Annotated in this window: 28 protein-coding genes; 23 read left to right on the top strand and 5 right to left on the bottom strand. The window is 63.7% G+C overall.

Annotated elements, in window-relative coordinates; all coding sequences use genetic code 11:
• Positions 1–12 precede the first annotated feature (12 nt).
• From E8E75_RS25720 to E8E75_RS25685, 8 genes are all read left to right on the top strand, one after another.
• Positions 13–1,125 carry a chemotaxis response regulator protein-glutamate methylesterase gene (locus E8E75_RS25720; RefSeq protein WP_153917416.1) on the top strand — a complete coding sequence of 371 codons (1,113 nt, stop codon included), beginning with the start codon at positions 13–15 and terminating at the stop codon, positions 1,123–1,125.
• Positions 1,126–1,141: 16 nt separating this feature from the next.
• Positions 1,142–1,882, top strand: coding sequence for a flagellar motor protein (locus E8E75_RS25715; protein ID WP_120649960.1), 741 nt, complete (start codon positions 1,142–1,144; stop codon positions 1,880–1,882).
• A gap of 10 nt (positions 1,883–1,892) precedes the next feature.
• Positions 1,893–2,780, top strand: coding sequence for a flagellar motor protein MotD (gene motD, locus E8E75_RS25710; RefSeq protein ID WP_120649961.1), 888 nt, complete (start codon positions 1,893–1,895; stop codon positions 2,778–2,780).
• 49 nt (positions 2,781–2,829) lie between these two features.
• Positions 2,830–3,618, top strand: coding sequence for a ParA family protein (locus tag E8E75_RS25705; RefSeq protein WP_120649962.1), 789 nt, complete (start codon positions 2,830–2,832; stop codon positions 3,616–3,618).
• Positions 3,619–3,705: 87 nt separating this feature from the next.
• The gene (locus E8E75_RS25700) at positions 3,706–4,551 is read left to right on the top strand and encodes a CheW domain-containing protein (RefSeq protein ID WP_120649963.1); all 846 of its coding nucleotides are present in this window, start codon (positions 3,706–3,708) and stop codon (positions 4,549–4,551) included.
• A 92-nt stretch (positions 4,552–4,643) separates the two neighbouring features.
• Entirely contained in the window at positions 4,644–5,123 is a 480-nt protein-coding gene (locus E8E75_RS25695; RefSeq protein WP_016493839.1) for a chemotaxis protein CheW, read from the top strand.
• Position 5,124: 1 nt separating this feature from the next.
• Positions 5,125–5,535, top strand: a complete 411-nt coding sequence (locus tag E8E75_RS25690; RefSeq protein WP_120649964.1) for a DUF2802 domain-containing protein — start codon at positions 5,125–5,127, stop codon at positions 5,533–5,535.
• A 178-nt stretch (positions 5,536–5,713) separates the two neighbouring features.
• Positions 5,714–6,151: a rhodanese-like domain-containing protein gene (locus E8E75_RS25685; protein WP_120649965.1), complete on the top strand. Its 438-nt coding sequence runs from the start codon at positions 5,714–5,716 to the stop codon at positions 6,149–6,151.
• On the opposite strand, the gene E8E75_RS25680 is transcribed toward E8E75_RS25685, so the two are convergent.
• Both E8E75_RS25680 and E8E75_RS25675 read right to left on the bottom strand, forming a co-directional pair.
• A complete protein-coding gene (locus tag E8E75_RS25680; protein ID WP_120649966.1) occupies positions 6,132–6,461 on the bottom strand; it encodes an EscU/YscU/HrcU family type III secretion system export apparatus switch protein in 330 nt (109 codons plus the stop codon). The two genes, E8E75_RS25685 and E8E75_RS25680, sit on opposite strands and share 20 nt — an antisense overlap.
• The gene (locus E8E75_RS25675; RefSeq protein ID WP_120649967.1) at positions 6,458–7,996 is read right to left on the bottom strand and encodes a flagellar hook-length control protein FliK; all 1,539 of its coding nucleotides are present in this window, start codon (positions 7,994–7,996) and stop codon (positions 6,458–6,460) included. The genes E8E75_RS25680 and E8E75_RS25675 overlap by 4 nt, the downstream gene beginning before the upstream one ends.
• A 133-nt stretch (positions 7,997–8,129) precedes the next feature.
• On the opposite strand from E8E75_RS25675, the gene ccmA reads away from it, so the two are divergent.
• The 11 genes from ccmA to E8E75_RS25620 all read left to right on the top strand — a co-directional run bounded on the left by ccmA (position 8,130) and on the right by E8E75_RS25620 (position 16,241).
• Positions 8,130–8,783, top strand: a complete 654-nt coding sequence (gene ccmA / locus E8E75_RS25670; protein ID WP_174235597.1) for a cytochrome c biogenesis heme-transporting ATPase CcmA — start codon at positions 8,130–8,132, stop codon at positions 8,781–8,783.
• The gene (ccmB, locus tag E8E75_RS25665) at positions 8,780–9,451 is read left to right on the top strand and encodes a heme exporter protein CcmB (protein ID WP_120649969.1); all 672 of its coding nucleotides are present in this window, start codon (positions 8,780–8,782) and stop codon (positions 9,449–9,451) included. Before ccmA ends, ccmB begins: the two co-directional genes overlap by 4 nt.
• A gap of 70 nt (positions 9,452–9,521) precedes the next feature.
• Positions 9,522–10,274: a heme ABC transporter permease gene (locus E8E75_RS25660; RefSeq protein WP_120649970.1), complete on the top strand. Its 753-nt coding sequence runs from the start codon at positions 9,522–9,524 to the stop codon at positions 10,272–10,274.
• Positions 10,274–10,450: a heme exporter protein CcmD gene (gene ccmD / locus E8E75_RS25655; protein ID WP_120649971.1), complete on the top strand. Its 177-nt coding sequence runs from the start codon at positions 10,274–10,276 to the stop codon at positions 10,448–10,450. The genes E8E75_RS25660 and ccmD overlap by 1 nt, the downstream gene beginning before the upstream one ends.
• On the top strand, positions 10,447–10,893 hold the full coding sequence (gene ccmE / locus E8E75_RS25650; protein ID WP_120649972.1) for a cytochrome c maturation protein CcmE: 447 nt from the start codon (positions 10,447–10,449) through the stop codon (positions 10,891–10,893). The genes ccmD and ccmE overlap by 4 nt, the downstream gene beginning before the upstream one ends.
• 4 nt (positions 10,894–10,897) lie before the next feature.
• Complete coding sequence (locus E8E75_RS25645; protein WP_153917418.1) at positions 10,898–12,871, top strand: heme lyase CcmF/NrfE family subunit; 1,974 nt, start codon at positions 10,898–10,900, stop codon at positions 12,869–12,871.
• Positions 12,868–13,404 (top strand): DsbE family thiol:disulfide interchange protein, encoded by a 537-nt coding sequence (locus E8E75_RS25640; protein ID WP_120649974.1) that lies wholly within the window; start codon positions 12,868–12,870, stop codon positions 13,402–13,404. The genes E8E75_RS25645 and E8E75_RS25640 overlap by 4 nt, the downstream gene beginning before the upstream one ends.
• On the top strand, positions 13,401–13,889 hold the full coding sequence (locus E8E75_RS25635; RefSeq protein WP_120649975.1) for a cytochrome c-type biogenesis protein: 489 nt from the start codon (positions 13,401–13,403) through the stop codon (positions 13,887–13,889). Before E8E75_RS25640 ends, E8E75_RS25635 begins: the two co-directional genes overlap by 4 nt.
• Positions 13,886–15,097, top strand: a complete 1,212-nt coding sequence (ccmI, locus tag E8E75_RS25630; protein WP_120649976.1) for a c-type cytochrome biogenesis protein CcmI — start codon at positions 13,886–13,888, stop codon at positions 15,095–15,097. Before E8E75_RS25635 ends, ccmI begins: the two co-directional genes overlap by 4 nt.
• Positions 15,094–15,540 carry a hypothetical protein gene (locus E8E75_RS25625; RefSeq protein WP_153917420.1) on the top strand — a complete coding sequence of 149 codons (447 nt, stop codon included), beginning with the start codon at positions 15,094–15,096 and terminating at the stop codon, positions 15,538–15,540. The genes ccmI and E8E75_RS25625 overlap by 4 nt, the downstream gene beginning before the upstream one ends.
• Positions 15,541–15,692: 152 nt before the next feature.
• Positions 15,693–16,241: a DUF4124 domain-containing protein gene (locus E8E75_RS25620; RefSeq protein ID WP_120649978.1), complete on the top strand. Its 549-nt coding sequence runs from the start codon at positions 15,693–15,695 to the stop codon at positions 16,239–16,241.
• Between the two features lie 3 nt (positions 16,242–16,244).
• Here the strand turns inward: E8E75_RS25620 and E8E75_RS25615 are convergent, their stop codons facing one another.
• Positions 16,245–17,048: a helix-turn-helix transcriptional regulator gene (locus E8E75_RS25615; protein ID WP_153917422.1), complete on the bottom strand. Its 804-nt coding sequence runs from the start codon at positions 17,046–17,048 to the stop codon at positions 16,245–16,247.
• A gap of 207 nt (positions 17,049–17,255) precedes the next feature.
• Between E8E75_RS25615 and E8E75_RS25610 the strand changes: the two genes are divergently transcribed.
• Together E8E75_RS25610 and E8E75_RS25605 are read left to right on the top strand one after the other, a co-directional pair.
• Positions 17,256–18,620 carry an APC family permease gene (locus tag E8E75_RS25610; protein WP_153917423.1) on the top strand — a complete coding sequence of 455 codons (1,365 nt, stop codon included), beginning with the start codon at positions 17,256–17,258 and terminating at the stop codon, positions 18,618–18,620.
• A 15-nt stretch (positions 18,621–18,635) separates the two neighbouring features.
• Positions 18,636–19,742, top strand: coding sequence for a P1 family peptidase (locus E8E75_RS25605; RefSeq protein ID WP_120649981.1), 1,107 nt, complete (start codon positions 18,636–18,638; stop codon positions 19,740–19,742).
• Between the two features lie 18 nt (positions 19,743–19,760).
• On the opposite strand, the gene E8E75_RS25600 is transcribed toward E8E75_RS25605, so the two are convergent.
• Together E8E75_RS25600 and E8E75_RS25595 are read right to left on the bottom strand one after the other, a co-directional pair.
• Positions 19,761–20,759 carry a sulfate ABC transporter substrate-binding protein gene (locus E8E75_RS25600; RefSeq protein WP_120649982.1) on the bottom strand — a complete coding sequence of 333 codons (999 nt, stop codon included), beginning with the start codon at positions 20,757–20,759 and terminating at the stop codon, positions 19,761–19,763.
• Positions 20,760–20,961: 202 nt separating this feature from the next.
• Complete coding sequence (locus E8E75_RS25595; RefSeq protein WP_153917425.1) at positions 20,962–23,142, bottom strand: patatin-like phospholipase family protein; 2,181 nt, start codon at positions 23,140–23,142, stop codon at positions 20,962–20,964.
• Positions 23,143–23,214: 72 nt separating this feature from the next.
• Here E8E75_RS25595 and E8E75_RS25590 point away from each other — a divergent pair, with 72 nt between their 5' ends.
• Both E8E75_RS25590 and rfaD read left to right on the top strand, forming a co-directional pair.
• Positions 23,215–23,499, top strand: coding sequence for a SelT/SelW/SelH family protein (locus E8E75_RS25590; RefSeq protein WP_120649984.1), 285 nt, complete (start codon positions 23,215–23,217; stop codon positions 23,497–23,499).
• An 87-nt stretch (positions 23,500–23,586) separates the two neighbouring features.
• Positions 23,587–24,615 carry an ADP-glyceromanno-heptose 6-epimerase gene (gene rfaD / locus E8E75_RS25585; RefSeq protein ID WP_153917427.1) on the top strand — a complete coding sequence of 343 codons (1,029 nt, stop codon included), beginning with the start codon at positions 23,587–23,589 and terminating at the stop codon, positions 24,613–24,615.
• Positions 24,616–24,629 lie beyond the last annotated feature (14 nt).

The raw sequence follows: 24,629 nt of genomic DNA, 5'->3' as shown, positions 1-24,629 counted from the left end.
AGCTTTTTTCTTATGGCAGTCAAGGTTCTGGTGGTGGATGACTCCGGGTTCTTCCGCCGCCGCGTCTCGGAAATTCTTTCTTCCGACCCCAATATCCAGGTGGTGGGCACTGCCACCAATGGCCGCGAAGCCATTGACCAGGCACTGGCGCTCAAACCCGATGTCATCACCATGGATTACGAGATGCCGATGATGGACGGCATCACCGCAGTGCGGCACATCATGCAGCGCTGCCCGACGCCGGTCATGATGTTCTCCTCGCTGACCCACGAAGGCGCCCGCGTCACTCTCGATGCCCTGGATGCTGGCGCGGTGGATTTCCTGCCGAAGAATTTCGAGGACATCTCGCGCACCCCCGAGAAGGTCAAGCAACTGCTTTGCGAGAAAGTGCACAGCATCGCTCGCAGCAACCGCCGCTACAGCAGCTTCAGTGCCCCGGCGCAACCGGCTTATGCGGCCCCGGCAGCTGCCGCCAGCATCCCGGCGCGCCCGGCTCATGCCCCGGCGCAGCCCAGCCATGCTGCACCGGCAACGCCGGCAGCCTCCGCCGCCCCAAAGCGTAAGGCCTACCGGTTGGTGGCGATTGGCACCTCCACCGGCGGGCCGGTTGCCCTGCAACGTGTACTCACCCAGCTGCCGGCCAATTTTCCGGCCCCCCTGGTATTGGTCCAGCACATGCCGGCGGCCTTCACCAAGGCTTTTGCCGAACGTCTGGACAAGCTTTGCCGGATTACCGTCAAGGAAGCGGAGGATGGTGACGTCCTGCGTCCGGGCCTGGCCCTGCTCGCACCCGGTGGCAAGCAGATGATGGTCGACACGCGTGGCGTGGTGCGCATCCTCCCCGGCGACGAGCGCCTGAACTACAAGCCCTGCGTGGACATCACCTTTGGCTCGGCTGCCAAGGCCTACAATGACAAGGTCCTGGCGGTGGTGCTGACCGGCATGGGCGCCGATGGTCGCGAAGGTGCGCGCCTGCTCAAGCAGGGCGGCAGCCAGATATGGGCACAGGATGAAGCCAGCTGCGTGATCTACGGCATGCCCATGGCAGTGGTGAAGGCCAACCTGGCCGATGCGGTCTATGGCCTGGACGATATTGGCCGCCACCTGGTCGAGGCGTGCATGTAATGGAGAAACCCAGGTAATGGATGTACTGAGCCTCATCGGGGTAATCCTGGCCTTCGTCGCCATCATCGGCGGCAATTACCTCGAAGGCGGCCATGCCGCAGCCCTGCTCAACGGACCTGCGGCACTCATCGTTCTGGGTGGCACCCTGGGCGCGGCTTTCCTGCAGACGCCCATGAGCATCTTCAAGCGAGCGCTGGCCATCTTCCGCTGGATTCTCTTTCCACCCCAAGTGGACCTCGCCGGTGGCATCACTCGTGTGGTGAACTGGAGCATGACCGCGCGCAAGGAGGGCTTGCTGGGCCTGGAACCGGTCGCCGACAGCGAACCCGACCCATTCGCTCGCAAGGGCCTGCAACTGCTGGTGGATGGCGCAGAACCGGAATCCATCCGCAGCATCCTCGAGGTTGATCTCTTCACCCAGGAGGGGCGCGACCTGCAAGCTGCCAAGGTATTCGAGAGCATGGGCGGCTACGCACCCACCATCGGCATCATCGGTGCCGTCATGGGCCTGATCCACGTAATGGGCAACCTGGCAGACCCCAGCCAACTGGGGGGCGGTATAGCGGTGGCCTTCGTCGCTACCATCTACGGCGTCGGTTTCGCCAACCTGCTGCTTCTGCCCATCGGCAACAAGCTGAAGTCCATCGCCATTCGCCAGTCGCGTTACCGCGAAATGCTGCTGGAGGGCATCCTCTCCATCGCCGAAGGCGAGAACCCGCGATCGATCGAACTCAAGCTGCAAGGCTTCATGGATTGAGGAACGGGCCATGGCGCGCAGGCGGCATCAGGAAGAGCATGAGAATCACGAACGCTGGCTGGTGTCCTACGCGGACTTCATCACTCTGCTGTTCGCCTTCTTCGTGGTGATGTACTCCATCTCCTCGATCAACGAGGGCAAGTACAAGATCCTTTCGGAAACCTTGGTCGGCGTGTTCAACCAGCCCGACCGCTCGATCAAGCCGATCCCGGTAGGCGAGGAAAAGCCGCGTACCACCGAGCCTGACCGCAGCATGGTGGAAGAGAGCGAGCGTAGCCAGAGCTCGATCGACGATCCGGGTGCCGATCCGCTGCAAGAGATCGCCCAGAGCGTACGCGATGCCTTCGGCGACTTGATCAAATCCGAGCAGTTGAATGTGCGCGGTAACGAACTCTGGGTGGAGATCGAGATGAACTCCAGTCTGCTGTTTCCCAGTGGTGACGCCGTTCCCAATGACGTGGCTTTCACCTTGATCGAGAAAGTCGCCAGGATTCTGGCGCCCTACGACAATCCTGTTCACGTCGAAGGTTTCACTGACAACCTGCCCATCGCCACCTCGCAGTTCCCCTCCAATTGGGAGCTTTCCACGGCGCGTGCCGCCAGCATCGTGCGCATGCTGGCCATGGACGGTTTGGCGCCCCGCCGCCTGGCAGCGGTGGGCTATGGTGAGTTCCAGCCGGTTGCGGATAACGCCACGGCCGAAGGGCGCGCGCGCAATCGGCGCGTGGTGCTGGTGATCTCCCGCAATCTCGATGTGCGCCGCAGTGTCAGCGGCGTCGGTAGCGCCAATGCCAAGCCGGATGCCGCGCTGCAGAGGGCTGGCACGCAACCTGCACCAGCAGCGCCAGCACAGGCCCCTGCAGCGGGTGCCGTCAATTCCCCGTCACCTGCCCCATAGGGCAGGTTGAAAGTCTCGGTGCATCAGCGCAGCCGGGAGGATGAAGAAGATGAGAGTCTGGGCAGTAGCCAACCAAAAAGGTGGAGTCGGCAAGACCACCACGTCCATCGCCCTGGCAGGTCTGCTGGCCGATGCCGGCAAGCGCGTCGTGGTGGTTGACCTCGACCCCCACGGGTCGATGACCAGCTATTTCGGGCATGATCCGGACACGCTGGAACACAGCTGCTTCGACCTGTTCCTCAACCAGGGCAGCGTGCCCGATGGTTTGCCGCGCGAGCTGCTGCTGCAGACCAGCAACGAGCGCATCTCGCTGCTACCGTCCAGTACCGCACTTGCGACCCTCGAGCGCCAATCGCCGGGGCAGAATGGCCTCGGTCTGGTGATCGCCAAGAGCCTGGCGCAGCTCTGGCAGCAGTTCGACCACGCAATCATCGACAGCCCGCCGCTGCTCGGGGTGCTGATGGTCAACGCCCTGGCGGCCAGCCAGCAGCTGGTGATTCCGGTGCAGACCGAATTCCTTGCAGTGAAGGGCCTGGAACGCATGGTCAGCACGCTGAGCATGATCAACCGCTCGCGCAAGCAGGCTCTGCCCTACACCATCGTGCCGACGCTGTTCGACCGTCGGACCCAGGCGTCGCTCAATACCCTCAAAGTGCTGCGCAACAACTACCCGGAGAATCTCTGGCAGGCCTACATTCCGGTGGATACCCGACTGCGCGATGCCAGTCGCGCCGGCGTCACGCCGTCGCAGTACGACTCCAACAGCCGCGGCGTGATTGCCTACCGCGCTTTGCTCAAGCACCTGCTCAGCCAGCAACTGGCCACCCAGGTGGCCTGAGATGCGCTGCAACGCCGACTGCTGGAGCTCAAGTGAAGTGTGCCGCCTGCCGATAGGCTCTACAGATCAATTCCGTGGGTTCCCAACATGAGTCGTCCTCTCGCCACAGCTACCCGCCCGCAACTGGCTCTGCAGTCCTACCTGGATGCGCTGTTGCAAGAGGCTTCAGTCGAGCTGGCGGAAAGCATCAGCCGGGAAGAGTTCGAAGCCGCGGTGCTGGAAGAACAGGTACGTGACGCACGCCTGACTCACGTGCTGGAGGCAGCGCCGGCGCCGCTGGCTACTCCGATCCCGGTTGCGCCGGAGTTGGAAGTAGAGCCGCTGCTGGTCCTGGAGCCCGAAGTGCTTGTGCCGGCTGAGGTTGTGACCGCGCCGGAACTCGCGCAGGCGCGCGTCGAGCCGCTGGTAGAGCTCGGCATGCCGGGCGCGCTCCATTCAGATGTTCCCGCGCTCGTTGCCGGTGGGCGGCCCGCGTGGGGTGAAGAACCTTTCGAGTGCCTGCTGTTCGATGTCGCCGGACTGACACTGGCCGTTCCGCTGGTGTCGCTTGGCTCCATCTACCCTCTGGCCGGTCAGGAGCTGACGCCCTTGTTCGGACAGCCGGACTGGTTCCTCGGCATACTGCCGTGCCAGGCGGGCAACCTCAAAGTGCTGGATACCGCGCGCTGGGTCATGCCCGAGCGCTACCGTGACGACTTCCGCGAGGGCCTGCAGTACGTGATTTCGGTGCAGGGTTACGAGTGGGGGCTGGCGGTTCATCAGGTCAGCCGTTCCATCCGCCTGGACCCGAACGAAATCAAATGGCGCAGCCAGCGTAGCCAAAGGCCCTGGTTGGCCGGTACCGTAATCGAACACATGTGTGCGCTGCTGGACGTCTCGGCCCTCGCCGAGCTGATCGCCAGCGGCGCCATCAAGCGCATGTCACTTAATTGAGGGGTGGCTCCGTGCCGTACGGAGCTCCATGAACACAACAGCGGGTTAACCCGCGTACGCCGCCCAGGGTGGCTCAAGAGAGGCTAGGGAACATGAAGAAATCGTCCGCTCAAGGTGCCGAAGATCCCATCCTGCAATGGGTGACTTTCCGCCTGGACAATGAAACCTACGGCATCAACGTAATGCAGGTGCAGGAAGTTCTGCGTTACACCGAAATCGCTCCGGTACCGGGGGCCCCGAGCTACGTGCTGGGCATCATCAACCTGCGTGGCAACGTGGTGACGGTGATCGACACCCGCCAGCGTTTCGGCCTTGGCCCGGCGCCGGTGACCGATAACACCCGCATCGTCATCATCGAGGCGGACAAGCAGGTGGTGGGCATCCTCGTCGACAGCGTGGCCGAGGTCGTCTACCTCCGCCAGTCGGAGATCGAGACCGCCCCCAACGTCGGTAACGACGAATCCGCCAAGTTCATCCAGGGCGTCTGCAACAAGAACGGCGAACTGCTGATCCTCGTCGAGTTGGACAAGATGATGAGCGAGGAAGAGTGGTCCGAGCTGGAGAGCATCTGAGTTGATCTGGATTGCACTGCTCGCGGTGGTTCTGGCCCTGGCCTGCGCTGGCCTGGGCGCGACTTGCTACTGGCTGGCCAAGCGCCTGCGCCAGGAAGTGGAGGCGCAGGCCAAGCGCGACGCAGTGCGCGACCAGAAGATCAAGGAGCTGGGGCGCCGTCTCGAAGCCTATTTCGACGGCAGCGTGCGTATGGGCGAAGACCTTCAGGAGCTGCGTCGCGTAGTGGCTCCGCTGCCGGACAAACTGAGCCGGATGGAGCAGCGCGACCCCACGAGCCTTTCCTTCTCCCAGGCGGCGCGTCTGGTAGGTCTCGGCGCCAGCGTCGATGACCTCACCCATTCCTGTGGGCTGACCAAGGCCGAAGCCGAACTGGTGAGCAGGCTCCATCAGGCAAAGTCGGAGCATGACTGATACCGGCAGCGAGGGTTGCGCTGGCCACCACTCATGCACGGGCAACCTCACTTTCCGTCAGCTGCTTTAGCGCGAGCTGTTCTTAGCGCTATCGCCGTCCGTTCCAATCGTTCCAATTCTTGGCTATGCGCTTGACCTAAGCTGAAATTCCGGGGCTTCTCTCCGGGGAGGTCCGGCGATGCGTCTGCTTCCAGTTCTGTTGTTATGCCTGATGTCCTGCCTGCAGGCCCAGGAAGCCCCCATGGAAGTAAAGGGCGCAATGACGGTCAACGTGTTGCAGGCACGTTACCTGTATGAGCGCGGCGCGATCTTCATCGATGTAAGGCCTACGCGCGAGTGGACCTGGGGCCATATTCATGGCGCCCTGCACCTTGACCTGCTCGATCGGTTCAGTGACCTGGCCCAGCCACAATGGCCGCGCCAGATACCCCTGGTGATCTATTGCGACAGCGAGGTCTGCCCCCACGGTGCTCAGGCGGTGAAGATGGCCGTCAGCTGGGGCTATCGGCAGGTGTTCTATTTCCGCGAAGGGTACTTTGCGTGGCAATTGCAGGACTTCCCCCAGGGTAAGGGACTGGCGGGGGAACGCCTGGTACTCAGTAACCCGGACCGTTGAGCAGTGGCAGGGCAGGGGTGACATCACGTTCGGCATCGGGGTCGAAGCCGTCCGGGCATTTGCCTTTCAGGTACCAGGCGAATGCAATGATCTCAGCGATGGTGCGGTAGAGCGGCTCGGGGATGGCATCGCCCAGTTCCAGACGTGCAAGCAGACGTACTAGGTCGGCGTTCTCGTAGATGGGCACTTCGTACTCGCGGGCGATGGCGAGGATGGCTTCGGCCAGTTCGTCGTCGCCCTTGGCGGTCAGGTTGGGGGCGCTTGTACCGTCGTAGGAGAGGGCAATGGCCTGGCGCGGTCTCTTGCTCATGCGGTCTCATCCACCCAGCGTTGTTCGAGTGTGGTGCGGTGCCCGCGCGGTGGCTGGCCCTGGATGCAGGCCAGTTCGCCGACGGTAAGGCCCGCGGCCTGAAGGCGCTCACGCAGGTTCGGCAGTTCGCGATCTATCAATCCGGCGGTACCGGCGCGTTCCGCCCATAGCTGACTGGACAGGCTGCCCTGTGCCAGTTGCGCCTGGACCTGCAGTGGCCCTAGGGGCTCCAGATCGAAGGCCAGTTCGATACGCCAGAGACTTTCCTTGCGCTCGTTCTTTTCCTGCCGGCCTTCCTGCTCCTGTTGCAGCTTGATCTGCAGCGGGACGATGTCTTGCTGGTTGCGCATCGGCACTTCGAGCTGCCAGGTGGTCAGCAGGTTGCCTTCTGGCGTCACTTGGGTCTGGGCGAGGCTGGAGAGTTGATGCGTCTGCAGTCGGGAAACGGCAGCGGCGGCCAGTTTGAGCAGTGTTTCCAGGTCGCCTTCTTCTTCGGCGGCCTGCGCCAGGCGCGAGGGCAGGGGGAAACTCAGCGCCTGCTGGCGGGCATTGGCCTGGCCGAGGGCACCCAGAGCGTTGCGGATGAACGCCGGCAGTGCCTGGGCCATGGCATTGCTGGTGCCGATGGTCGGCAGGCTGGTGGCGGTAGGCAAAGACGGCAGCAACTGGGCGACCAGGCGCAGCAGGTTGGCCTTGAAGTCCTGGGCCAGGGAGCCGGACTGCCCGGCCAGGAGTCGTGACTCCAGTAGGGCACCGCTGTTCTCCAGGGCGGCTGCCAGGACCTTGGGGTCGCCAAGCTGGCGGATGTCGGGCAATGCGCCAAGCAGCTTGTCCATGGCCGCGCGCAGGTTTTCCGGCAGGCTCTCCCGGCCGGTGCTTTGCAGAGCGCCGAGCAAGGCGTCGAGGGAGCCCTGGCGGCTTTGCTGCCCGGCCAGTTGCTGGGTGAGTTCGAGTTGGTCCAATTGAGCGGCGAGGGGCAGGAACTGCAGCATCTGGCTACCTTGGACCTGGGCACTCAGCAGGCTGCCGATGGCCAGCGGGCGCGGGCTTTCGATGTTCAGTTGGCTACCGGCCAGCGGGGTGTTGAGCACGTTCACCAGTACCTTGTAGACCGCCGACTGGGCCTTGCCCTGGGTGGCCAGTTCGCTTGCCACGACCTTGCCCTGGACCAGGGTGCCCACCGGCAGCAGGTCGAGATCGAGGCTGCCGAGGGCACGTTCGCCGCCTTTTAGTGCCATGGCCAGGCGGGTATCCGACAGGGCAGTGATGTTGAGCAGGCTTCCCTGGGCCAAAGGGCGCGTGCTGCTGGCCTCAAGCGTGGTCTGAGTGCCATTGGCCAGGGTCAGCTTGAGCAGCAGTTGGAAGCTCTGAGCGGTTTCCTTCAGGGCGATGACTTCGGCGTCGGCGCTTTCACCGGCGGCCAGCAGTCCGTCCAGGGGCTGAAGCAGTTTGAGCGCCATGTCCGCCGCGTTTTGCACGGGGCGGGAAACGGGCTGGCTGGGTGGGAGAGGGCGCGCGCCGCTGATTTCGGTCATGAAGGGGTTACAACCTGTCGAAAAAGCTCGCTTCGGGGGGGGGATATGGCATGTATAATGCCGCCCCGTCCGGGCCGGCTGCGAGCCTTGGAGTTCTCCATTATAGCGGCCGGCACCTTCCTGACTTGAATACATCCCGGGTACTCATGCCGTGACCAGTCCCTATCTCGAGACCGTGGCCCTCGCCTGCGAGCGGGATTGGCGCCTGCTGTTCGAGCGGCTGGACTTGCAACTGTCCCGTGGCGAGATGCTCCAGGTCGCCGGCCCCAATGGCAGTGGCAAGACCAGCCTGCTGCGTCTCCTCTGCGGTCTGATGCAGCCCACTGCCGGTGAAGTTCGCCTGAACGGCAAGCCATTGGCCAGCCAGCGCAGCGAGCTGGCGCGCAACCTCCTGTGGATCGGTCATGCCGCCGGTATCAAGGGTTTGCTGACCCCGGAGGAAAACCTGCGCTGGCTCTGCGCCTTGCACCAGCCCGCCGAGCGCGACGCCATCTGGCGGGCACTGGAAGCGGTCGGCCTGCGTGGTTTTGAAGATGTACCCTGCCACACCCTGTCTGCCGGGCAGCAGCGCCGCGTCGCGCTGGCACGCCTGTACCTGGACGCGCCACCGCTGTGGATTCTCGATGAACCCTTCACCGCCCTCGACAAGCAGGGTGTTGCCCAGCTAGAGGCTCATCTGGCGAGCCATTGCGAGCAGGGCGGCCTGGTTGTCTTCACGACTCACCACACCATGGGCCAGGTACCCACCGGCTACCGTGAACTCGACCTGGGGCAGCGCCGCGCATGAGCAACGTCTTCACACTGCTGGTCGCCCGCGAAGCCCGCCTGCTGGTACGCCGTCCGGCGGAATTGGCCAACCCGCTGGTGTTCTTCGCCATAGTGGTCGCATTGTTTCCGCTGGCCGTCGGCCCCGAGACCCAATTGTTGCAAAGCCTTTCCCCCGGCCTGGTCTGGGTAGCGGCCCTGCTGGCCGTCCTGCTCTCGCTGGACGGGCTTTTCCGCAGTGACTTCGAAGACGGCTCCCTCGAACAGTGGGTCGTTTCGCCGCACCCCCTGCCGCTTCTGGTCCTGGCCAAGGTGCTGGCACACTGGCTCTTTTCCGGATTGGCCCTGGTGCTGCTGGCCCCGTTGCTGGCACTGATGCTTGGCCTGCCGGCACGATGCCTGCCCGTCCTGCTGATTTCGCTGTTGCTGGGTACCCCGGTCTTGAGCCTGCTGGGCGCCGTCGGCGCCGCGCTGACTGTCGGTCTCAAGCGTGGTGGCCTCTTGCTGGCGCTGCTGATCCTGCCGCTGTACATCCCGGTGCTGATTCTCGGCAGCGGGGCGTTGCAGGCGGCCTTGCAAGGATTGCCGACCGTCGGCCACCTGTTGTGGCTGGCGAGCCTCACCGCCCTGGCGGTGACCCTGACACCCTTTGCCATTGCCGCTGGCCTGACCATCAGCGTCGGCGAATAAGAAATAGAGTTGCCCTGATGAGAAAACTGCCGATGTCCGAACAGGCCGCAGCGCCGAGCAGGTGGCCCCGATGAACTGGACCTGGTTCCACAAGCTCGGGTCGCCGAAGTGGTTCTATGAGATCAGCGGTCGCTGGCTGCCCTGGCTCGCCTGGGGAGCGGTGATCCTGATTACCCTCGGCCTGGTCTGGGGGTTGGCTTTCGCGCCGCCGGACTACCAGCAGGGCAACAGCTTCCGAATCATCTACATCCATGTGCCGGCGGCCTTCCTCGCCCAGTCCTGCTACATCATGCTCGCCGTGTGCGGGGTAGTGGGTCTGGTCTGGAAGATGAAACTCGCCGATGTCGCCTTGCAGGCCGCCGCGCCTATCGGTGCCTGGATGACCTTCGTGGCTCTGGTTACCGGCGCCATCTGGGGCAAGCCGACCTGGGGCGCCTGGTGGGTGTGGGATGCCCGCCTCACGTCGATGCTCATCCTCCTTTTCCTGTACTTCGGTCTCATTGCCCTCGGGCAGGCGATCAGCAATCGTGACAGTGCTGCCAAGGCCTGTGCGGTGCTGGCGATCGTCGGCGTGATCAATATCCCGATCATCAAGTACTCGGTGGAGTGGTGGAACACCCTGCACCAGCCTGCCACCTTCAAAATCACTGAGAAGCCGGCCATGCCGGCGGAAATGTGGGTGCCGCTGCTGATCATGGTGCTCGGCTTCTACTGCTTCTTCGGCGCCGTGATGCTGATGCGCATGCGCCTGGAAGTGCTCAAGCGCGAGTCCCGCGCCAGCTGGGCCAAGGCCGAGATTCAGGCACAAGTGGGTAAGGTCTGATGAGTTTTTCTTCCTTCACCGAATTTCTCGCCATGGGTAACCATGGCCTGTATGTCTGGACCGCCTACGGCATCAGCTTGGTGGTACTGGCCATCAACGTCGCCATGCCGCTGATCGCGCGGCGCCGTTACCTGCAAGACGAGGCGCGTCGTTTGCGCCGGGAGGAGTCGAAGTGAATCCGGTTCGCAAGAAGCGCCTGTTCATCATCCTTGCCATCCTGGCGGGTGTGGGCATCGCCGTGGCGCTGGCGCTGTCCGCGCTGCAACAGAACATCAACCTGTTCTACACCCCCACTCAGATCGCCAATGGCGAGGCCCCGCAGGACACCCGTATTCGTGCTGGCGGCATGGTGGAAAAGGGCTCGGTGCAACGCAGCGGCGACTCCCTGGACGTGCAGTTCGTCGTGACCGATTTCGCGAAGAACGTGACCATCCGCTACCACGGCATTCTTCCCGACCTGTTCCGTGAAGGGCAGGGCATTGTCGCCCTTGGCAAGCTGAATGCCGATGGCGTGCTGGTGGCTGACGAAGTGCTGGCCAAGCACGACGAGAACTACATGCCGCCGGAAGTGACCAAGGCCCTCAAGGAAAGTGGCCAACTCCCGAAGAAGGAGGGGTGACCTGATGATTCCCGAACTCGGCCACCTGGCCCTGATTCTTGCCCTGTGCATGGCTGTGGTGCAGGCGACCTTGCCGCTGATCGGCGCCTGGCGTGGTGACCGCCAGTGGATGAGCCTGGCTCAGCCGGCTGCCTGGGGGCAGTTCACCTTCCTGGCCTTTGCCTTCGGCTGCCTGACCTACGCGTTCATGGTGGATGACTTCTCCGTCGCCTATGTCGCCAGTAACTCCAACAGTGCACTGCCCTGGTACTTCAAGTTTAGTGCCGTCTGGGGCGCCCACGAAGGCTCGTTGCTGCTGTGGGCCCTGATCCTCGGTGGCTGGACCTTCGCGGTTTCGATCTTCTCCCGGCAACTGCCGGAAGTGATGCTGGCTCGTGTGCTGGCGGTCATGGGGATGATCAGCATCGGCTTCCTGCTGTTCCTGATCGTCACTTCCAACCCGTTCAATCGCCTGCTGCCGAACATGCCGGCTGACGGCAACGACCTCAATCCGTTGCTGCAGGACTTCGGCCTGATCGTCCATCCGCCGATGCTGTACATGGGCTACGTGGGCTTCTCGGTGGCCTTCGCCTTCGCCATCGCCGCATTGCTCGGCGGACGGCTGGATGCCGCCTGGGCGCGCTGGTCGCGGCCATGGACCATCATCGCCTGGGCTTTCCTTGGCGTCGGCATCGTGCTCGGCTCCTGGTGGGCCTACTACGAGCTGGGCTGGGGCGGCTGGTGGTTCTGGGATCCGGTGGAAAACGCCTCCTTCATGCCATGGCTGGTGGGCACTGCGCTGATTCACTCCCTGGCAGTGACCGAGAAACGCGGCGTGTTCAAGAGTTGGACCGTGCTGCTGGCCATCGCGGCGTTCTCCCTCAGCCTGCTGGGCACCTTCCTGGTCCGTTCCGGCGTGCTGACCTCTGTACACGCCTTTGCCTCCGACCCGGAGCGCGGTGTGTTCATCCTGGCGTTCCTGCTGTTGGTAGTGGGCGGTTCGCTGGCGCTGTTCGCGGTGCGTGCTCCCGTTGTGAAGAGCCAGGTGGGCTTCGCTCTCTGGTCCCGCGAGACCCTGCTCCTGGTGAACAACCTGGTGCTGGTGGTGGCGGCGTCGATGATCCTGCTCGGCACCCTCTACCCGCTGGTACTGGATGCCTTGTCTGGCGCCAAGCTGTCGGTGGGCCCGCCGTACTTCAATGCCCTGTTCCTGCCGTTGATGGGCCTCGTCATGCTGGCCCTGGCGGTCGGCGTGCTGGTGCGCTGGAAGGATACGCCGGTGAAATGGCTGCTGGGCATGCTCGGTCCGGTGCTGATCGGCAGCCTGCTGTTGGGTGTGCTGGCCGCCTTCTTCTATGGCGACTTCCACTGGGCGGTGCTGGCTGTGGGCGCGTTGTCCGCCTGGGTCGTGCTGGCCGGTGTTCGCGATCTGCTCGACAAGACCCGTCACAAGGGCCTGCTCAAAGGCGCCGCTGGCCTGACCCGTAGCTACTGGGGCATGCAACTGGCCCACGCCGGTATCGCCGTCTGTGCCCTGGGCGTAGTGCTATCCAGCCAGTACAGCGCTGAGCGCGACCTGCGGCTGGCTCCGGGCGAGTCGGTGGAGTTGGGCGGCTATCGTTTCCTCTTCGAGGGCGCTGCGCATCATGAAGGCCCGAACTTCACCTCCGACAAGGGAACCGTGACCGTCTATGAGGGCGAGAACCAGGTGACGGTATTGCACCCGGAGAAGCGGCTCTACACCGTTCAGCAATCGGTGATGACCGAAGCCGGCATCGACGCTGGCTTCACCCGCGATCTCTACGTCGCGCTCGGCGAACCCCTGGACAATGGCGCCTGGGCTGTGCGCGTTCACGTCAAACCCTTCGTCCGCTGGATCTGGCTGGGCGGCTTGCTGATGGGCCTTGGCGGCCTGCTGGCGGCCTTCGACCGCCGCTACCGCGTGAAAGTGAAGACCCGCGTCCGTGAGGCGCTGGGGATGGCTGGAGCCCAAGCATGAAGCGTTTGATCCTCGTCCTGCCGCTGCTGGGCTTCCTTGCCATCGCGGTATTCCTTTATCGCGGGCTGTTCCTTGACCCGGCCGAGTTACCCTCGGCCCTGATCGGCAAACCGTTCCCGGCCTTCTCGCTGCCCAATGTAACCGGCGAGCGCACCCTCACCGAGGCCGATCTCAAAGGTAAGCCGGCGCTGGTTAACGTCTGGGGCACCTGGTGTGTCTCCTGCCGCGTCGAGCACCCGGTGCTGAACAAGCTGGCACAGATGGGCGTGACCATCTACGGCGTCAACTACAAGGATGACAACGCCGCCGCGCTGAAATGGCTAAAGGAATTCCACAACCCTTATCAGCTGGACATCCGCGACGAACAGGGCAGCCTCGGTCTGGACCTGGGCGTGTATGGCGCGCCGGAAACCTTCCTGATCGACAAGGACGGCATCATTCGCCACAAGTTCGTCGGCGTGATCGACGAAGTGGTCTGGCGCGAGCAACTGGCCCCTCTGTACCAGTCCCTGGCGGATGAGGGCGGCAAATGAAGCGTCTGATCGCTGCTGCCCTGCTGGGGCTGGCCCTTACCGGTGTCGCCAAGGCCGCCATCGATACCTACCAGTTCAAGGATGAGGCCGAGCGCGAGCGCTTCCGCGTCCTGACCGAAGAACTGCGTTGCCCGAAGTGCCAGAACCAGAATATCGCCGACTCCAACGCACCGATTGCCACCGACCTGCGCCGGGAAATCTTCCGCATGCTGGAGGAGGGCAAGAACAACGACGAGATCGTCGACTACCTGGTGGCGCGCTACGGCGACTTCGTGCGCTACAAGCCGCCGGTCAACGCCCGCACCGTGTTGCTCTGGTATGGCCCCGCTGGCCTGCTGATAGGAGGGCTGGTGGTGCTGGGCATCATCGTCGTCCGCCGCCGCCGAGTAGAGAACAGCCCTGCGCAGGTGCTGCTTTCCGCCGATGAGCAGGCCCGCCTCGATGCCCTGCTGAACTCCGAGAACCAGGACAAGAAAGACTCATGATCGATTTCTGGCTCGCCGCCGGCCTGCTTCTGCTGGTCGCCCTGGCTTTCCTGCTGATCCCCGTGCTCCGCGGCCGCAAGGCCCAGACCGAGGAAGACCGCACCGCCCTCAACGTGGCCCTTTATCAGGAGCGCCTGGACGAACTGGACTCCCAGCACGCCGCCGGCACCCTGACGGCCGAGCAGTTCGAGGCTGGCCGCGCAGAAGCAGCCCGTGAGCTGTTGGCCGATACCGAAGGTGCCGACATCAACCGCATTTCCCGGTTGGGCAAGGCCCTGCCGCTGGTGGCCGCCATCCTTGCACCGGCACTCGGTTTTGGCCTGTACCTGCATTGGGGCGCCAGCAACAAGGTGGAGCTGGCCCGTGAACTGCGCGAGCAGCCGCGCAGCATCGAAGAAATGACTTCGCGCCTGGAGCGGGTGGTCGAGGCACAGCCGGAATCCGCTGAAGGCTGGTACTTCCTTGGTCGTACTTACATGGCCCAGGATCGGCCGGCGGACGCCGCGCGTGCCTACGAGCAGGCGGTCAAGCGCGGGGGCCGTGAGCCCGAGCTGCTTGGCCAGTGGGCACAGGCCCTGTACTTCGCCAGCCAGAAGAAGCTGACCCCCGAGGTCAAGGCGCTCACTGAAGAGGCCCTGAAGGCCGACCCCAACGAAATCACCAGTCTCGGACTGCTTGGTATTGCAGGCTTCGAGGAAGGCCGCTTCCAGGATGCGATCACCTACTGGGAGCGCCTGATCACCCAGCTTCCGGCTGACGACCCGTCCCGCGCTGCCCTGCAGGGCGGTATCGACAAGGCGCGCGAAAAGCTCAAGGAAAGCGGTGTGGCAGTAGAAGAGCCCGCCGCAGCCCCGGCTCCAACCGGTGCCCAGCTCAAGGTCCATGTCGATCTGGCGGCAGCACTGAAGGATAAGGTGCAGCCGGGCGACAGTGTGTTCATCTTCGCCCGCGCCACCTCCGGTCCGCCCATGCCACTGGCGGTCAAGCGCATGACTGTGGCCGACCTGCCGGTGGAAGTAAGCCTGAGCGACGCGGACGCGATGATGCCGCAGCTAAAGCTGTCCAACTTCCCACAGGTGCAACTGGTCGCCCGGATCTCCCGTAGTGGCAATGCGACCGCAGGTGAATGGATAGGAAGCAGTTCGCCGCTGTCTACTGGTACGTCGGATACCCAACGACTGACCATCGACAGCCCGGACAAGAAATGACCATCCAAACTGCACTTTCGGCAGCGCCGAGCACTCGCTTCGGCCTGCCCCTGATCTGTCTCCTGCTGACCCTGGCCGGCTGTGCTGGCCAGGGTCCGTACCATGAACCCGATGAGCCGGAGTGGGAGCCTTCCCGCAAGCCGCCAGCGGTTCAGACTCCGCCGCCGCAGAATCGCCCCATTCCGCCGGTGCAGCCGCAGCCTCCCAAGCAGGCCCCGCGCATGAAGGCCCACCCGCGCTTCGCTCCGCCACCCGGTGGTAATTGCTATTGGGATACCGGCCTGGGCGTCTATGTGCTCGAAGGTGAGCGCAACGTCTTCTATCGCGAGCGCGTTTACTATCGCTGGGATAATGGCTGGAGCTACTCCAATAGCCCGCAGGGACCCTGGCAGCCCACCGACGCCAGCGGCGTTCCGGCAGGTCTAGGCCGGCATTTCCACTGATTCCGGCGTTGTGGAGCGAGCCCGCTGCCCGCTCCACGTCCCCTGGCCGCGCCGGGCCATAAGAGAAGATCTACACATCCTTGCCCCCGCCAGTTGCCCTCGACGAGCACCTTATGTAGTGTGCTGGCACTGCGCTATCTAGGAGGCCGAGGATGCCGCCCCGTCTTGCTTTTGCCGCCATTGCCCTGCTGTTGGCGCAACCCCTTACCGCCCAGGTCTACCAGTGGCGCGATGCCGATGGGAAGCTGCACTTCACCGACACTCCGCCGCCCCAGAGCCGCGCCGTACAGAGCGACAACCTCCAGGTGAACAGCATGGATGCGCTCCCGCCCAAGCAGCCGGAACCTGCTGTGGACGCCGCGGCGCAGTCACCATCGCTCACACCCGCCCAGCTCCAGCAAAAGGGCATGCAGCAGTGCTCTACGGCTATCGCGCGTATGCCCACCTTGATCAATGAGACGCAAAAGCTCGGTCGCGATGCAGTGCGCAAGCAGAAGATCACCCAGAACCAGCTGGACAAGGCCATGTTCAAGATGGACGACTTCTACAAGGGCTTGAAGCGCAACGAGCGTGAATGCGTGAGCGAGTACGTTGCCAGCGAGAAGAGCCGGGTTTCCATCGACTGCCTGGCCGATACGCAGGACGTGCTGACGTTCGGCCAGTGCATGCAGTTCGCCGAGTGGGCCGAGACTTTCAAGTAGAGCTCAGGGGTTTTCCGGGTCGTGTCCCAGGGCCTGGATGAACAGCGAGAACAACTCCGGTTGGGAAGAAATGTCCAGCTTGGCGTAGAGATGCCGACGATGCACTTTCACCGTTTCCGGTGAAATCGCCAGTCGCTCGGCCATGGCCTTGGACGAGTAACCCCGGAGGATCAGTCGGGCGATCTCCAGCTCCCGATCCGACAGCACACCGGCGCCGAACTGGCTCAGGGCGTCGCGCACCTGCGAGGCCACTTCATCCTGGCGTGTCAGCAACGGAACATGGGTGCGCTGCAGCCAGTGCTGTTTCATCAGTGGCAAGACCCATCCCGACAGCAACCCCAGCAATCCACACTCCTCGGCGCTGAAGCGGCGACGCATGCCCAGCGACAATGAGAGGCTGCCCTGGCTCTCCAGCTGGACGATGAATTGCACCTCGTCTTCCAGAACGTTGTCGTGGAAGTAGTTCAGGTAGTACTCGCTCTGGCGGAAATGGTCAGGTGCGATCTCTTCCAGCCGGTAGAAACCATTGGGTAGGCCTTCGCGGCAAGCCTGGTAGAACGGGTCGAGCAGGTACAAACCGTCCAGGTAGACAGGCATGGAGGCCGGCCCGGCCTGCGGTTCAGCGTCGTACTCCTCCTGGGGTTGAGGCGCCCCGTCGCTTGGGTAGAAGGTCGCCAGCGCATTGTCGAAGGGCAGCCACTGGTGCAGCAGCAGGATGAGCTGTTTCCAGAAGCGGTCGCCACCGAGCTGTCCGATTGTGCGGCCCAGGCCGGCGTGCAGGGCGGCTTCCCTGAACAGACTGTCCATCCGGTTCTCCTATCGATATGAGGGGAAGGGGTACCCAAGCTTGGCTGATCCGGGGCGGGCATCGTCAAGGGGCGTACTCCAATAGGGTGATTGGCGTTTCCGGGAGGTCTGCCGAGAATCTGCCCACAACGACAGCGTCCCCATCACGCGACGCACCTTACCAATTCCTACTGCCTCAACCACCAATAACAACCAGAGGATCAGGATATGCCCGCCCCCACCCCGGAGAACGGCGTGCTCAAGCCCAGGCTGAGCACCGCTGACGTAGTTGCCATCACTGTTTCCAGTGTCACCCCCGCGAGTTCAGTTTTCGTCATCGCGCCCTTCGCCATCCAGCAGGCTGGTAGCGGTGCCTTCCTTTCCTACGCGCTTGCCGGCGTGCTGGCGTTGATGTTCGCCTGGTCCTACGCGGAGCTGGGGCGTGCCCATAAGTCTGCCGGTGGCGAATACGTCTACGCCAAGCGCGTGTTCGGCGGCCTGCCCGGCTACGCGACCTTCCTCCTGGTGTTGGCGATGCTGCTGTTCATCCCGCCGGTGCTGGCCACCGGGGCTGCGACCTACCTCAACGTCGCGCTCGGCACGCAGCTCGACTCGCAAGTGGTCGCACTGGTGGTCGTGGCCGCCAGCTACCTGCTGGGTATCCTCAACATCAAGCTCAATGCCTGGGTCACTGGCGCCTGCCTGCTTCTGGAAGTGGCGGCCCTGCTGGTGATAGTCGCGCTCGGTTTCGGTAATGCCTCGCAGCCGGCCAGCGTGCTATTGCATCCGCAGATCGTCGACAACGGCGTACTGGGCGTGGCACCCATGGCGCTGGTGCTGAGTGCAGTCGGCATGGCGCTGTTCTCCTACAACGGCTTCGGTGGGGCGGTGCTCATGGCCGAAGACATGAAATGTGGCGGTCGTGGGGTTCCCCGTGCTGTGCTCTGGTCGCTGCTGCTGGTGGTCGCCATCGAGCTGATCCCGCTCACCGCCATCCTCATCGGCGCACCGTCGCTCTCGGAAATGATCGCCAGCCCCGACCCCATCGGTTACCTGCTCACGAGCCATGGCAACGAGACGCTGTCGCGACTGGTCAGTGCCGGCATTTTCCTCTCCGTGTTCAACGCCATCATCGCCATCGTCATCCAGATCGGCCGAGTGATCTTCAGCAGCGGCCGCGACGAGCTGTGGATGCCTTCCCTCAATCGCGCTTTCACCCGCATCCATCCACGCTGGGAGTCGCCCTGGCTGGCCACGCTGTTCCTGGCCGTGCCGTCGGCGCTGCTCAGCTTCAGTTCCAACCTGGCGGAGATGACCTCCTTCACGGTGTTGCTGATCGTCCTGGTCTACCTGATCGTCGGCCTCTGTGCGCTCTTCAGTCGCGTATTGCGGCGTGATGTCGAGCACGGATACCGCATGCCGCTCTGGCCGCTGCCTGCGCTGCTGGCAGTCACCGGTGCGGGGTACTTGCTGCTCAACCTGTCCCAGGAAGCATCCAGCCGGGATCTTTTGATCATCTTCGGGCTGCTGGCTGTATCGGCCATCCTCTATGGCACCTACGGCAAACTCAGCCCAGCTTTCCAGAAACTCTGATTCACAGGAGTCGCTATGCGCGCGCGTCAACTTGGTATCACCATCGGACTCGGTACGCCGGGTGAGTTCAACGCCATCACGGATGTGCCGGGTGTGCGGGTCGGCCACAGCACGATCTGCGAGGAGCGCGACGACAAGCCAGTGCGCACCGGTGTGACGGTGGTGCAGCCCCGTGACGGTTCGGCGCGCGAGCAGCCCTGCTTCGCCGGCTGCCATGTGCTCAACGGAAATGGGGATGCCACCGGACTGGAGTGGATTCGCGAGGCAGGCCTGTTGACCACGCCCATCGCCATTACCAATACCCACAGCGTCGGCGTGGTGCGCGATGCGCTCGTGGCTGCCGAGCGGGACGGGGCCAGGGATGCGGTGTACTGGTGCATGCCGGTGGTGATGGAAACCTACGATGGCCTGCTGAATGATATCTGGGGTCAGCATGTAGGGCCGGAACAGGTGACCGAGGCGCTGGTCGGGGCTCGCTCCGGTGCGGTGAGCGAAGGTCCGGTGGGCGGTGGTACCGGCATGATCTGCCACGAGTTCAAGGGCGGTATCGGAACCGCTTCCCGGCGTCTCGCCGCGGAGCAGGGGGGCTGGACCGTGGGTGCCCTGGTACAGGCGAACCATGGTGTGCGCCAGGAGCTGCGCGTGGATGGTTATCCGGTCGGCCGCGCGCTGCGGGAAATCGAGTCACCCTTCGCCGAGCGTGATACCCCCGGTATGGGTTCCATTGTGGTCATTCTGGCAACCGATGCGCCGCTGCTGCCGCACCAATGCCAGCGCCTGGCCCAGCGTGCCTCCATCGGAATCGCCCGCACCGGTGGCGGTACCGAGGACTCCAGCGGCGACATCTTCCTCGCCTTCGCCACCGGCAACCGGGACATGCCTGCGGCGGACTACGCGCGCAAAGGCCTGCCGTTCAGCACGCCGCTCGCCATGGTCAACAACGATCACATCTCGCCATTGTTCGCGGCGGCTGCGGAGGCGGTGGAGGAGGCCATCATCAATGCGCTATTGGCCGGGCGCGAGATGGTCTGCGCGGACGGCCGGCGAGTTCCGGCGCTGGACGGGGAGACCCTGCTGGAGGCTTTGAAGGTACAGGGCTGGAGGGGGAAGCCTGCCCGCTGATGCGGGCAGGCCGGAGGTTTACTGACCGGTGTAGACCTGGTCGAAGATGCCGCCGTCGTTGAAGTGGGTCTTCTGCACGTCACGCCAGTTTCCGAAGGTCTTCTCCACGGAGAGGAATTCCACTTTCGGGAAACGGTCGGCGTACTTGGCGAGGATCTCCGGGTTGCGCGGGCGCAGGTAGTTGTTGGCGGCGATAGTCTGGCCTTCGTCGCTCCACAGGTACTTGAGATAGGCCTCGGCGGCAACGCGGGTACCTTTCTTGTCCACTACCTTGTCGACCACGGCCACCGGCGGCTCGGCCTCGGCGGAAACGCTGGGGTAGACCACTTCGAAACCACCACGGCCGAACTCGCGGGCGATCATCTCGGCTTCGTTTTCGAAGGTCACCAGCACGTCGCCGATCTGGTTCTGGATGAAAGTGGTGGTGGCGGCGCGGCCGCCGGTGTCCAGCACCGGCGCCTGCTTGAACAGCTTGCCGACGAACTCCTTGGCCTTGTTCTCGTCACCGCCGTTCTTGAGAACGTAGCCCCAGGCGGAAAGATAGGTGTAACGGCCGTTGCCGGAGGTCTTGGGGTTGGGGACCACGACCTGCACGCCATCCTTGAGCAGATCCGGCCAGTCCTTCAGGCCCTTGGGGTTGCCCTTGCGCACGATGAATACGGTGGCCGAAGTGAACGGCGCGCTGTTATTCGGCAGGCGGGCGGCCCAGTCCTGCGGCACCAGGCCGCCGTTGTCGGCCAAGGCGTTGATGTCGGTGGCCTGGTTCATGGTGATGACATCGGCGGGCAGGCCGTCGATCACCGCGCGGGCCTGTTTGCTGGAGCCGCCGTGGGACATCTGCAGGGTGATGTTCTCGCCTTTCTCCTCTTTCCAGTGCTTCTGGAAGGCGGCGTTGTAGTCCTTGTAGAAGTCGCGCATCACGTCGTAGGAAACGTTGAGCAGGGTCGGCGCGGCTTGGGCAGCGCTGGCCAGGGCGAGGCCGGCGGCAAGGAGGGAGGCGGAGAACAGTCGTTTCACAGGGCGTTCCTTCTAGGCAGTGTGAGCGGGCGACTATAGCTGATGGCCTTATGGGCTTTTAATACTAAAAGGTCATTTGGTTATTTCCATTCGCGCAGTCAGCTCTTGTCGGTTGTGGCTGAGCTGTGCGAGGCCCGACACGCGAAGCCGAGGCTTGCAATGTTGGGCTTCGCCGCGCTCTGCGCCAACCTGCGACAGCTCATCAAAACACTCGGCCGAGATTGAGGTAGAGCGCGCGTTCGGCTTCGTCATTCAGGCCGTAGCTGAAGTCCAGGGGCCCCAAGGGAGTGTCGAAGCTGATGAACACGCTGGCGGCGTTGATGTAGCCGCTGTCGAAGCTGTTGTCGTTGTTCCAGGCCCGGCCACGCTCCAGGCTACCGCCGACATACACCGGGAAGTCCAGCGGCAGGAAGGAGCGCTGGGTCAGGCGGCGGTAGTAGACCGCCCGCGCCAGACCGATGTTCTGTCCTGCGATGGAGTCCTGGCGAAATCCCGAGAGCTGGCGTGCACCGCCCAGAAGGAAGCTCGACGTGATCACTTCGGCATCATCCAGGGTACGACCGTAGCGGCCACCAAGGACTAAGGTGTCCGGACCTGCGCCCAGCGCCTTGTCGAGGCTCAGCTGCCACTGCCGATAGCGCTCGTCGGAACCCAGGCCGGGATCGAACTGGCGCAGGGTCAGGCTGATGTCCTCACCTTCGTGGGGGTAGTCCACATTGTCCAGGGTGTCGAAGGAGTACTTCAGCTCGTAGTAGCCCTCGGTGAACTCGAAGCTGGGCAGGTCGCGCTCGCCCACCCGCACATCCGCCTGGCCCCAGGCCTGGCCGACGCCGAAACGGATTTCACCGTTGTTGGCAATCTGCCGGCCCAGGTTGAGGCCGTAGCCGTAGCGCTCCAGGCGGTATTCGGCGATGGGGTCGTTGTCGAGGATGGCTTCGACGTTCTGTGCCTCGCCGAACAGATAGGGGGCGACGAAATAGCGCGAGCCGGCGTCCAGCGGTTGGTAGAACTCGCTATAGAGCTCCTGATGGTCGCCCAGTTGCAGACGCGTCAGCCATTCGGCGCCCAGTTCGTTGATGCCGTTCTTGCGGTAGCTGGCACCCAGGTTGAAGGCGCTGTCGCCACGCATGTCGTCAGAAAGGTTCAGGCCCAGGCGCAGGTAGTCGGTCCCGGCGCGCTTGCCGCGTGCATTGATTACCAGGGCATTGCCGTCCTTGCGCTTGACCACCCGGTAATGCACCTGCTCGAAGTAGTCCAGGCCATACAGGGTACTCATGTCGCTCTGCAGACGGTCGAGATCCAGAGGTTGGCCCAGGGGCTGGCGAATGTAGCGACGGATGACCGCGTCCCCGATCTTCGAGTCGTTCTCGATGAGGATGCTGCGGATCACCGGCGTGCGCTCACTGGGCAGGCGCGCGCTGTCCAGTTCCTGGTCGCGACTGGCTGACAGGGGGCGCAGCTCTGTCAGCCGGGTGGCGAGTATCTGTGTGGCCCGGTAGCCAGCGTCGATCATCTCGTGGGATCGGCCGAAATCGGTGGCGCCGTAGCCGGCGAGCGGCGGCTGGATGAGAACGTCAGTGGGCTCGAGCGTGGCCAGCTGGGCTTCGGAGTTGGTGCGGGTCATCAGGGTGACCGACTGGTTGAGGACGTCCACCACCGTGGCCAGTTCCTTGCGTGAGCGCAGCGGCGTTCCGATGTCGACCACGATCACGCGGTCCACGCCCATCTCGCGCGCCACGTCCACCGGGATGTTATCCACCATGCCGCCGTCCACCAGCAGTCGCCCGTTCACTTCCACCGGGGCGAAAACTGCGGGTATCGACATGCTGGCGCGGATCGCCTGTGGCAGGTGGCCCTTGCGGAATACCACCTTCTCGCCGGTGGCAATGTCCGTGGCGACAGCGCGGAAGGGAATGGCCAACTGGTCGAAATCGCGAGTGTCGCTGGTGTGTACCAGCAAGCTCTCCAGCAGCAGGGCGAGGTTCTGGCCCTGGATCACACCCAGCGGCAGGCCGAGGCTGCCGTCGTCGCGGAAGCTCAGGCGTTGCTTGACCAGGAAATCACGGTCGTCCTGCTTGCGGCGGAAGGGGACTTCCTGGCGCGGCGGGTCGTCGGACAGCGCTTGCTGCCAGTCCATGTTGACGGCGATCTGCTCCAGCTCCTCCACCGGGTAGCCAGCAGCATATAGCCCGCCGATGACCGCCCCCATACTGGTGCCGGCGATGGCGTCGACCTTGATGCCCTGTTCCTCCAACGCCTTGAGTACGCCGATATGGGCAAGGCCGCGGGCGGCGCCGCCGGAGAGCACCAGACCGATGCGAGGTTCGGGCTGGGCGAGGCAAAGGAGGGGGAAAAACAGCAGGCAAAGCAGAAGGCGGCGCATAACGCATCCCTGGTCAGGCGAAGATCCGAAGCCGGCTATTATAGGGCGTCCAACCTGTCGCCGAGCCCAGCCATGTCCGCAAGCAAGCCCGAAATCGTCATCACCTACTGCACCCAGTGCCAATGGCTGTTGCGTGCCGCCTGGCTGGCCCAGGAACTGCTCAGCACCTTCGGCGACGACCTCGGCAGGGTGAGCCTGGAGCCTGGCACCGGCGGCGTGTTCCGTATTACCTGCGACGGCGTGCAGATCTGGGAGCGCAAGGTCGATGGCGGTTTCCCCGAGGCGAAGGTGCTCAAGCAGCGTGTGCGTGACCAGATCGACCCGGCGCGGGACCTCGGTCACAACGACCGTTCCTGATCCTTCCGCGTTTGCCTCAGATCAACGGGATGGCGCCTTTCGAGGCATAGCCTGACGGCATTTCCATCTTTGTGGAGGCAGTCCGTCATGAGCATCATCGTCACCGGTGCAGCCGGCTTCATCGGTAGCAACCTGGTTCAGGCACTCAACGGCCGCGGTGAGACCGACATCATCGCCGTCGACGATCTGACCGAGGGCGACAAGTTCCGCAACCTTGCCGATGGCGAGATCGCCGACTACCTGGACAAGCGGGATCTGCTCCCGCTTCTGCGCGAGGGGCGTCTGAGTCGGCCGAGCGCAGTGTTCCACCAGGGTGCCTGCTCCAGCACCATGGAAGGCGATGGACGCTTCATGATGGACAACAACTATCGCTACAGCTGCGAGCTGCTGGAGGCCTGCCTGGCCCAGGGCGTGCCCTTCATCTATGCGTCGTCGGCAGCTGTCTACGGTGGAAATCGAGTCTTCCGCGAGGAACGCGAGGCGGAACGGCCGCTGAACGTCTACGGCTATTCCAAGTTCCTCTTCGACCAGCGAGTGCGGCGCTTGCTACCAAAGGCACGCAGCCAGGTGGTTGGCCTGCGCTACTTCAACGTCTACGGCCCGCGCGAGTGCCACAAGGGGCGAATGGCATCGGTGGCCTTTCACTGCTTTCGACAGTACCGCGTGAGCGGCAAGGTCAGCCTGTTCGGTACTTACGAAGGCTATGGTGGCGGCGAGCACCTGCGGGACTTCGTTTCAGTGGAGGACGTGGCGCGGGTGAACCTGCACTTTCTCGACCAGCCACAGCGCTCCGGCATCTTCAATCTCGGCAGCGGACGGGCCCAGCCATTCAATGATGTGGCCTGGAGCATGGTCAACGCCTTGCGCGCCGATGAAGGCCTGCCGCCGCTCAGCCTGTCGGCGATGTGCGAGCAAGGCCTGCTGTCCTACAGCGAGTTTCCCGATGCCCTGCGCGGTAAGTACCAGTGTTTCACCCAGGCCGATATCAGCCGCTTGCGCCAAACCGGCTTCCGTCAGCCGATGCTGGACGTGCAGCAGGGCGTGGAACGCTATTGCCGCTGGTTGCTGGAACAGGAATCGGGCGGCGGGCTGCCGGAAGTGGGGCAGGCTGCCTGAACGTGTTTCGCGGA

The organism is Pseudomonas sp. BN606, from assembly GCF_029873115.1.
In the GTDB taxonomy this organism is placed as follows: Bacteria; Pseudomonadota; Gammaproteobacteria; order Pseudomonadales; family Pseudomonadaceae; genus Metapseudomonas.
This window is presented reverse-complemented; position numbering and strand designations above follow the sequence as displayed.